Genomic DNA, 8,296 nt, shown 5'->3' on the forward strand with positions numbered 1-8,296 from the left:
ATGCCGTCATCCACAACGACATGACCACCCTCGCCGCCGGCCCCTCCCGCCCCTTCCACGCCTGGCGCCACGGCGACACCGCCCCCCTCACCCTCGACGGACTCCCCGCCCTCATTGATTGGCTCGACCACGAAATCCGCCACAACCACCCCACAACCTAAACTCCGCGCTCCACATCCCCCCATCTTCATTCTACATTCAGCATTTTTCTCACCATGTCCTGGACACGCTTCAAACAACACACCTACCACAACGCCTCGCTCGGCCTCTCGCTTGACATCAGTCGCATCCCCTTCCCCGACACCTACCTCCCCGGCAAAGAAGCCGCCATCCAGAAAGCCTTTGCCGCCATGGCAGACCTCGAACGCGGCGCCATCGCCAACCCCGACGAAAACCGCATGGTCGGCCACTACTGGCTCCGCAACCCCACCCTCGCGCCCACTCCCGAACTCCGCGCCGCCATCACCGACACACTCGCGGCCATCAAAGCCTTCGCCAAAAAAATCCACACTGGCGAAATCTGCGGCTCCACCGACTGCGAATTCACCCACCTCCTCGTCGTAGGCATTGGCGGCTCCGCCCTCGGCCCCCAACTCGTCAACCACGCCCTCGGCCAACCCGGACGCGACAAAATCGCCGTCTCCTTCTTCGACAACACCGACCCCGACGGCATCGACTACACCCTCGCCACCCTCACCGGCAAACTCCCCCAAACCCTCGTCGTCGTCATCTCCAAGTCAGGCGGCACCGTCGAGACCCGCAACGGCCAGCTTGAAGCCGCCGCCGCCTTCCGCGCCGCCGGCCTCGACTACACCAAACACTTCGTTGCCGTCACCGGTGACGGATCCAAACTCGACCAGACCGCCCGCGCCGACGGCTGGCTCGCCCGCTTCCCCATGTGGGACTGGGTTGGCGGCCGCACCAGCGAACTCTCTGCCGTCGGCCTCCTCCCCGCCGCCCTCCAAGGCATCGACATCGACGCCTTCCTCGCCGGAGCCGCCGAAATGGACGCCCTCACCCGCTCCACCACCACCCGCGAAAATCCCGCCGCCCTCCTCGCCCTCATGTGGCACTACGCCACCGACGGACGCGGTGCGAAAGACATGGTTGTTCTCCCCTACAAAGACCGCCTCCTCCTCTTCTCCCGTTACCTCCAACAACTCGTCATGGAGTCCCTCGGCAAGGAACTCGACCTTGCCGGCAACATCGTCAACCAAGGCATCGCCGTTTACGGCAACAAAGGCTCCACCGACCAGCACGCCTACGTGCAACAACTCCGCGAAGGCGTGAACAACTTCTTCGTCACCTTCATCGAAGTCCTCAAGGACCGCGATCTCCCCCCCCCCCCCCCCCGCCCACCCGCTCCCGCCGCTCCGCTCCAAGTCGAACCCGGCATCACCACCGGCGACTACCTCCAAGGCTTCTATCTCGGCACCCGCGACGCCCTCACCGAAAAAGACCGCTCCTCCCTCACCCTCACCGTGGCGGACGTCTCCCCCCGCACCCTCGGCCAACTCATCGCGCTCTACGAACGCGCCACCGGCCTCTACGCCACCCTCGTCGGCATCAACGCCTACCACCAACCCGGCGTCGAAGCCGGCAAGAAAGCCGCCACCGGCGTCATCGCGTTGAAACAAAAAATCACCGCTGCCCTCGCCGCCGCGCCCGGCAAACCATTCACCGCCGAACAACTCGCCGCCGCCATCGGCGCACCCGAACGCACCGAGCTTGTCTATAAAGTCCTCGAACACCTCGCCGCCAACGGCGGAGCTACGAAGACTGCCAAGACCCCTTGGTTCGAAAGCACCTATTCCGCCTAAAACCAGCAATTCAAATCACTCGCCTGCAAGGACATGGAGTGCGGCGATTCATCGCCGCTTTGACGGGCCGTTTCAACGGCCCGCCCTCCCGCCTCCTCTCACCGCCTTCCCGCAACCCTAAAACAGCGCCAAAAGCGCAACCGCAACTCCCCTTCAATATCGGTGCAACTCACTGTTTTTTGTTTTTTCTGTTTTACCCGCACTTTTGCCTTTAACCTCTCCCTCAACTCCGCCAAGAACACAGCCTTTTCCATCCCCTTATGAAGACCCTGACCCTCGTACTCAGTATCCTCGCCCTCCTTGGAGCCGGTGCTTCAACGTATCTTTACGTTGGAATCGGCGAACAAAAACAAAAGCTCACGCAAGAACGTGACGACCAAACCAAGCGTGCCGACGGCCTCGACGCCGACCTCAAAAAATCCCAAGAGGCCCACACCGCCACCAAAGGCCAGCTCGCGGCCAAGGATACCGAACTCGGCAACACCAAGTCCCAGCTTCAGTCGGAAAAAGCCCGCACCACCCAGCTTACCCGCGACCTCGACGCCGCCAAAAAAGCCTACGCCGCCAAGGAAAAGTCCGAAAAAGAACTTAACACCCAAGTCGTCACACTCCGCGAAGAAATCGTCCGCCTCCGCCTCGCCGCCCCGGAAGGAAGCTCCGATGAGGTCAAGGCTGCTCTCGCCGCCGCTGAGATCAAAATCAAGGAACTCGAAGGCCAGCTAACCGGCGACATCGGCAAATCCGGCTCCGCCCAAGGAGGCAAAGGAGTTCCCACCCGCCTGCTCAACACCGCCGTCGCCAGCGTCGGCACCGACAACGCCTTTGTCATCCTCGACGTTGGCAACAAGCAAGGTGCTGCGATTGGCCAATTTTTCTCCATCAAGCGCGACGGCAACGAGATTGCCCGCGCCCGCGTCAGCGCCGTGCGTGACGAACTCACCATTGCCCAAGTCGAACCCAAGTCGATCAAGAGCGATCTGCTCAAAGGTGACGCCGCCAGCATCATTGTTGCCGCCCCTCCTCCTGCGGCCCCCGCTCCTGAGCCTGCCGCTCCTGCAGCCAAGAAAAAGTAATCTCGACGGACTCACTCTCCCTCATCTGACAAATCCGTCTTCTTAAACCATGCGCGTTCTCTCTGTTTTTCTCGTTGCCACACTCATTGCCATTGGCATGGGCGGTTGCGAAACGAAGACCAAGGAAGACTCCTCCATTCCGTGGAGCCGCCCCGCATCATGGGAAGGCCAGATGCCCGGCATGGGCGGCTTTGGCGGATACCGTTGATTGGCTGGCATCGCCCACAAATCAGACGAAACATTCATCACTCAAAACCCGGGACACGCCAATCTGCGTCCCCGGGTTTTTTATTCCCCCCCCCCTCCCTCAACGCCACAACTCGTCCACCACAAGCGGACAAGGATGTTCGAGCAGCCGCCACACATCGTCCACCGAGTCTGTCACCGTAAACAAACCCGGTGATTTGCTCAAAAACCGCTCGCGCGTCATCCGTTCGAAAAACCGGAGCAGATCATCATAAAACCCCTCCTGGTTGACGAGGACCAGAGGCTTGTCGATGCGGTTGAGCGCCCGCGCCATCATGATTTCGATCAACTCCTCCAACGTGCCGATGCCGCCGGGAAGAGCCACGAAGGCCGACGCCCGTTCCTCCATGATCCGGCGACGCTCGCGCATCGTATTGACGACGATCAGCTCATCCGCCTCCCGGAAGGCAAGTTCACGCTCGACCATGAAATCGGGAATCACCCCCACGACACGCCCCCCGCCCGCCTTTACCTGCAAAGCCACCGCGCCCATGACACCCGCCTTGCCGCCTCCATAGACCAACCCCCAACCCCGCCTCACGAGCCCCTCCCCCAGCCGCGCGCCCGCCTCGTAGTATTTGGAGGCGAGCATCGTGCTCGACGCGCAATAAACACACAGAAGTTTGGTCATCGCATTTTTTTGAACCCCGCCTGCCCCCGCGTCAAAGATCGAGTCATACCCTTGCCCTGCTCTGAAACCCGAAGGGAAATTATCTCGGAAGAAGGGATTGACAGAAAGAAAGCAGATCGTGAGTTTCCGTCCCCTTTCGCTTACGGCGGCCATAGCTCAGTTGGTTAGAGCACAAGATTGTGGATCTTGGGGTCGCGGGTTCGAATCCCGTTGGCCGCCCCATTTTTCTCCTCCCGATACCGAACCCGATCCCGGCACGGGGAAAAACGCCCGGAACCCTCCTCTCGCGCCATGCAAGACCCCGTCACGGAAGTCGTCGGCAAAAGCCTCGTCTCCCACCTGCTCACCGTAGTCGGTTTCCTGCTCGCCGTCTTTGCCATTGCCCGCCTCCTGCGCGCCAAAAAACAACCCGCCAACACCATCGCCTGGCTCTTCGGCATCCTGCTCGTGCCCTACGTGGGCGTTCCCCTTTACCTCCTCTTCGGCGGACGCAAACTCGCCCGGCTCGCCGCCAGCAAAGGCCCCCTCTCCCCCCGCCTCCCTCTTGCCTGCCCCGCTTCGCACTCGATCCACCCCACCGCCCAGACCATGTGCACCAACGGCGCCATCGCCCCCGTCGGAGGCAACCACGTGCGCCTCCTCACCAACGGCGAAGAAACCTACGCCGAACTCGAACGCCTCATCCTCGGCGCGCGCCACACCATCCACATCATGACCTTTATCCTCGGGCACGACGACACCGGCCGCCGCATCGTCGAACTCCTCGCCCGTCGCGCTGCAGACGGTTCGGGAATAAAAGTCCGCCTCCTCCTTGATGCCCTCGGATGCTGGTTCACCAGCGGACACTTCATAAAACCCATCATCGATGCCGGCGGTGAAGTCGTCAAATTCATGCCCATGGTGCCGCTCTCCTCACGCGGCTCCGCCAACCTCCGCAACCACCGCAAAATCGCCGTCTTCGACCACCACACCGCGCTTGTCGGCGGACACAACATCGCCCGCGACTACATGGGCCCCGAACCCTGGCCCAAACGCTTCACTGACCTCGGAGCCATCATCAGCGGCCCCGCCGCTACCATCCTCGACGAAATCTTCCTCGCCGACTGGACCTTTGCCAGCAAACGCCCCCTCCCCCCCCTGGCCCTCTCCCCCCCGCACGCCGAACTCGACCTCCGCCAAGCCCTCCGCCCCGAAGGCAAAAGCGAAGTGCAAATCGTGGCCAACGGCCCCGACGTGCCCGGCGATCCCCTCTACGACGGCATCGTCTCCATGGTGCAGGAAGCCAAGCGCAGCCTCTGGATCATCACCCCCTATTTCATCCCCGACGAAGTCCTCCTGCGCTCCCTCGAAGTCAAAGCCCGCGCCGGACGCGACGTCACCATCATCCTCCCCGCGCGCTCCAACCACCCCATCACCGACTATGCCCGCCGCCCCTTCCTGCGCCAACTCATGGCCGCCGGCGTTCGCGTGCTCGCCTACCAACCCGGCATGTTGCACAGCAAGGCGATCATCGTGGACGACCAGTTTGCCCTCATCGGCTCGGCCAACATGGACATGCGCAGCCTCTTCGTTAATTTCGAAATAGGCGCCATGCTCTACAGCCAGGAAGACGCCCGCGCCCTCCGCGCCTGGGCCGGCGAACTAATCCGCGAATGCGAACCCCTCACCCCCGACAAAATCCGCCGCCGCCGCATCCTCGGCAACATCGCCGAAGACATCAGCCGCCTCCTCGCCCCCCTGCTGTAAAAAACTGAAAAAACGCCCCCCGCAATTGACGACACCACCTAGCGGAGCACAAACCCTGCGATCATAAAAACCACCAGCACCAGCGCGACCACCACCCAATACCACGCGATGCCGCCAATGCGCAACGGCCCCCCCTCCCCCCCGCGTTCGCTCACGCCGCCGCCATCATCGTCCGCCCAAGCGGAGTCGGGCAGGTCGAGCCCATCGTAGGACGACACCTCGCGCCAGCCGGTGCGCTCGTCGGCCCCGCATTCAGGACACGCCAGCGCACCACGCGGGATGTCGGCCCCGCATTGGGCGCACTCGTCGGGCGGCGGAGGCGGTTTATTCCCGAACCCAAACCCGCCGCCGTTACGATTCGGAGGCCTTGTTGTCATGATAATCGTGGTCGTCGCGGTGCAGATATTTGAGTTTCAGCAAACGCCACGCCGTGACGAAAAACGCCGTCAGCGGGATGGCCAGCACCATGCCCAGGATGCTGTCGAGCGCGGTGCCCCAGAAAAAAATCGCCACGATGATCGCCACCGGATGCAGCCCCGTGCGGTCGCCCATGATTTTGGGCGTGAGGAACCAGCCCTCGATCATCTGCACGACGCAAAACACGACGAGCACCAGAACCAGCAACTGCACACCGCCGCCATCTGGCTGGAGCAAAGCGAGCGGCAGAGCCACGCTCAGGCCCAGAATCGTGCCCAAGTAGGGCACGATATTGAGAATGCCGAGCGCCAGCCCGATAAAGAGGCCGAACTTGAGCCCGATGATCGAAAACCCGAGCGCCAGCAGCACGCCCATGATGAGCCCGATAAGGAGCTGGCCGCGGAAAAACGAGATGATGATGGCAATGAATTCGTTGATCAGAAACACCACATCATCCCTCACGCCGGGCTTCAGGAAAGGCAGTTGCGAACCCAGTCCGCGCGTAGGCTCGCGGCGCGAGAGGAGGAAAAAGAACAGGTAAATCGGCACGATGGCGAGGTGGGTGACGAAACCAAAAAAACCAAGCACACCGATGCCCGCCGATTTGAGCGACGGCACCACGGATTCGACCGAGGGAACGGCCTCGGCGGCGGCCGTCTTCACATGGGAGACGAGGTTTTGGACGATTTCCTGGAATTTCGCGTTGGCCATCTTGTCATGCACCATGCCGAGCCATTGCGGAGAGTGCTCCTGCACGTAGGCCACGGCCTTTTCCCAAAGTCCGGGCAGCGCGGAGAGAAACTCGATCAGTTGCTTCACCACGGGCGGGATGATGACGAGCAGGCCCGCCGCCACGAGGAGCACAAAGACAGCGTAGAGCGCCACGACCGCGATGGGGCGACGAAACCGCAACCTGCTTTCCAGAAATTCGACCACCGGGCGCAGAATCAAGGCCAGGATGCCGGCCACGGCCAGCGGCCAGAGCACCGACGAAAAATGTCGCACCACAAACGAGAGCGTAATGCCCACCCCGGCCAGCAACGAGATCGACACGATCAGCGCCAGCAGCCCAAGGGCAAAGCCGACCAACCGCCGTTGCGTGGGAGTGAGCAGGCTCGGAATCTGACCCGATTGTGCGGGCGGGACGGGGGGGGGGGGGGGGGACTTCGGGCTTGGCGACGAAAGATCGGACATGAACGCAGCGAAAACAGGACTTCCGTTTCGGTCAACATAAGGCCGGAGACACGAACCGGCGGCGAAACAAGAAAGCGAAACAAGAAAAGAAGTTGCTCCGTCCGCGGCGTGGCCGCACACGTTGCGGTTTCTTCCTGCCACCACCTGCCATGAGCCTCGACGCGCCTGCGCCCATCAACACTTCCGCCATCAACGCCACCGAACTCTCCTTCGGCATCGTGGCCGCGCGTTACAACCCCGCGCTGGTCGATGCCCTCGTTGCCCAAGTGCGCGAACACCTCACCGCCACCGGCGTGCGGCCCGAACGCATCCAACTCGTGCGCGTCCCCGGCTCCAACGAACTCCCCAGCGCCACGCAATACCTCTTGCGCCGTCACCCGGCCCTCGACGCCGTCGTGGCCCTCGGCGTGATTATCCGGGGCGACACGATTCACTACCAACTCGTGGCCGAAGCCTCCCAACAAGGCCTGCAACGCGTATCGCTCGACACCACCGTGCCCGTGATCGTTGGCGTCGTCGTGGCCGAGAACGAGCAACAAGCCGAGGATCGCTGCCGAGGCCCGATCAATCGCGGCGCCGAGTTCGCCCGCGCCGCGCTCGAAATGGCCGCCCTCAAACGCAATCTCGTCCCGCAAGCCTCCTAACCCGCCCGCCCGGTCTCCATCCGCCCATCGCCCAAATCCTACCATGAGCAAAGCCCTTTTCGCCCAACGCCGCGACAGCCGAGTCGCCGCCATGCAATATCTTTTCGCGTGGAGCATGAACGCCCCGCAAAACCTCTCCGAAGACCTCCGCGCCTTTTACGAGACGCAGGAGCATCCGCGCGAACACTACGCCTACGCCGACGAAGTCGTGGACGGCGTCATCCGCAACCTCGTTGAAATCGACGCCCGCATCCGCACCCTTGCGCAAAATTGGGAGTTCGACCGCATTGCGCGCATCGACCTCACCATCCTGCGCGTGGCCATTTACGAAATGATCTTCCGCAAAGACGTGCCCCCCGTCGTTTCGATCAACGAAGCCATCAACCTCTCCAAAACTTATTCCAACTCCGACGCCAAACGCTTCATCAACGGCATCCTCGACCGCCTCAAAGACCAACTCGGCCGCGACGCCCGCAAAGCTGGCAACGACACCGACGCCAAAGCATAACCCTCCCCCCTCCCCCC

Annotated in this window: 9 protein-coding genes and 1 tRNA gene; 7 read left to right on the forward strand and 3 right to left on the reverse strand. The window is 62.3% G+C overall.

Annotation, left to right across the window (positions count from 1 at the left end; genetic code table 11):
* Positions 1–215 precede the first annotated feature (215 nt).
* The 3 genes from OBACDRAFT_RS03460 to OBACDRAFT_RS28830 all read left to right on the forward strand — a co-directional run bounded on the left by OBACDRAFT_RS03460 (position 216) and on the right by OBACDRAFT_RS28830 (position 3,101).
* Complete coding sequence (locus tag OBACDRAFT_RS03460; protein WP_043582814.1) at positions 216–1,820, forward strand: glucose-6-phosphate isomerase; 1,605 nt, start codon at positions 216–218, stop codon at positions 1,818–1,820.
* Between the two features lie 260 nt (positions 1,821–2,080).
* Positions 2,081–2,893, forward strand: a complete 813-nt coding sequence (locus OBACDRAFT_RS03465) for a hypothetical protein (protein ID WP_052361004.1) — start codon at positions 2,081–2,083, stop codon at positions 2,891–2,893.
* A 49-nt stretch (positions 2,894–2,942) separates the two neighbouring features.
* On the forward strand, positions 2,943–3,101 hold the full coding sequence (locus OBACDRAFT_RS28830) for a hypothetical protein (RefSeq protein WP_198529839.1): 159 nt from the start codon (positions 2,943–2,945) through the stop codon (positions 3,099–3,101).
* Between the two features lie 99 nt (positions 3,102–3,200).
* Here OBACDRAFT_RS28830 and OBACDRAFT_RS03470 read toward each other — a convergent pair whose 3' ends face one another.
* Positions 3,201–3,923, reverse strand: coding sequence for an LOG family protein (locus OBACDRAFT_RS03470; protein ID WP_232766601.1), 723 nt, complete (start codon positions 3,921–3,923; stop codon positions 3,201–3,203).
* Between OBACDRAFT_RS03470 and OBACDRAFT_RS03475 the strand changes: the two genes are divergently transcribed.
* Together OBACDRAFT_RS03475 and cls are read left to right on the forward strand one after the other, a co-directional pair.
* A tRNA-His gene (locus tag OBACDRAFT_RS03475) sits at positions 3,916–3,992 on the forward strand. The two genes, OBACDRAFT_RS03470 and OBACDRAFT_RS03475, sit on opposite strands and share 8 nt — an antisense overlap.
* A 69-nt stretch (positions 3,993–4,061) precedes the next feature.
* The gene (gene cls, locus OBACDRAFT_RS03480) at positions 4,062–5,516 is read left to right on the forward strand and encodes a cardiolipin synthase (RefSeq protein ID WP_052361006.1); all 1,455 of its coding nucleotides are present in this window, start codon (positions 4,062–4,064) and stop codon (positions 5,514–5,516) included.
* A gap of 38 nt (positions 5,517–5,554) precedes the next feature.
* Here the strand turns inward: cls and OBACDRAFT_RS03485 are convergent, their stop codons facing one another.
* Together OBACDRAFT_RS03485 and OBACDRAFT_RS03490 are read right to left on the reverse strand one after the other, a co-directional pair.
* The gene (locus OBACDRAFT_RS03485; protein ID WP_052361009.1) at positions 5,555–5,893 is read right to left on the reverse strand and encodes a zinc ribbon domain-containing protein; all 339 of its coding nucleotides are present in this window, start codon (positions 5,891–5,893) and stop codon (positions 5,555–5,557) included.
* Complete coding sequence (locus OBACDRAFT_RS03490) at positions 5,868–7,127, reverse strand: AI-2E family transporter (protein ID WP_081721785.1); 1,260 nt, start codon at positions 7,125–7,127, stop codon at positions 5,868–5,870. Before OBACDRAFT_RS03490 ends, OBACDRAFT_RS03485 begins: the two co-directional genes overlap by 26 nt.
* Positions 7,128–7,276: 149 nt before the next feature.
* Between OBACDRAFT_RS03490 and ribH the strand changes: the two genes are divergently transcribed.
* The gene (gene ribH / locus OBACDRAFT_RS03495; RefSeq protein WP_052361011.1) at positions 7,277–7,771 is read left to right on the forward strand and encodes a 6,7-dimethyl-8-ribityllumazine synthase; all 495 of its coding nucleotides are present in this window, start codon (positions 7,277–7,279) and stop codon (positions 7,769–7,771) included.
* A gap of 43 nt (positions 7,772–7,814) precedes the next feature.
* Positions 7,815–8,279 (forward strand): transcription antitermination factor NusB, encoded by a 465-nt coding sequence (gene nusB, locus OBACDRAFT_RS03500; protein ID WP_043582815.1) that lies wholly within the window; start codon positions 7,815–7,817, stop codon positions 8,277–8,279.
* Positions 8,280–8,296: the final 17 nt, after the last annotated feature.

It is taken from the genome of Geminisphaera colitermitum TAV2 (assembly GCF_000171235.2).
Classification (GTDB): Bacteria; Verrucomicrobiota; Verrucomicrobiia; order Opitutales; family Opitutaceae; genus Geminisphaera; species Geminisphaera colitermitum.

Excerpts from the sequence above, each read along its gene's own strand:
- nusB (WP_043582815.1), top strand. The coding sequence starts at position 7,815 with ATGAGCAAAGCCCTTTTCGCCCAACGCCGCGACAGCCGAGTCGCCGCC.
- OBACDRAFT_RS03490 (WP_081721785.1), bottom strand. The coding sequence starts at position 7,127 with ATGTCCGATCTTTCGTCGCCAAGCCCGAAGTCCCCCCCCCCCCCCCCC.
- OBACDRAFT_RS03465 (WP_052361004.1), top strand. The coding sequence starts at position 2,081 with ATGAAGACCCTGACCCTCGTACTCAGTATCCTCGCCCTCCTTGGAGCC.
- OBACDRAFT_RS28830 (WP_198529839.1), top strand. The coding sequence starts at position 2,943 with ATGCGCGTTCTCTCTGTTTTTCTCGTTGCCACACTCATTGCCATTGGC.
- OBACDRAFT_RS03470 (WP_232766601.1), bottom strand. The coding sequence starts at position 3,923 with ATGGCCGCCGTAAGCGAAAGGGGACGGAAACTCACGATCTGCTTTCTT.
- ribH (WP_052361011.1), top strand. The coding sequence starts at position 7,277 with ATGAGCCTCGACGCGCCTGCGCCCATCAACACTTCCGCCATCAACGCC.
- cls (WP_052361006.1), top strand. The coding sequence starts at position 4,062 with ATGCAAGACCCCGTCACGGAAGTCGTCGGCAAAAGCCTCGTCTCCCAC.
- OBACDRAFT_RS03485 (WP_052361009.1), bottom strand. The coding sequence starts at position 5,893 with ATGACAACAAGGCCTCCGAATCGTAACGGCGGCGGGTTTGGGTTCGGG.
- OBACDRAFT_RS03460 (WP_043582814.1), top strand. The coding sequence starts at position 216 with ATGTCCTGGACACGCTTCAAACAACACACCTACCACAACGCCTCGCTC.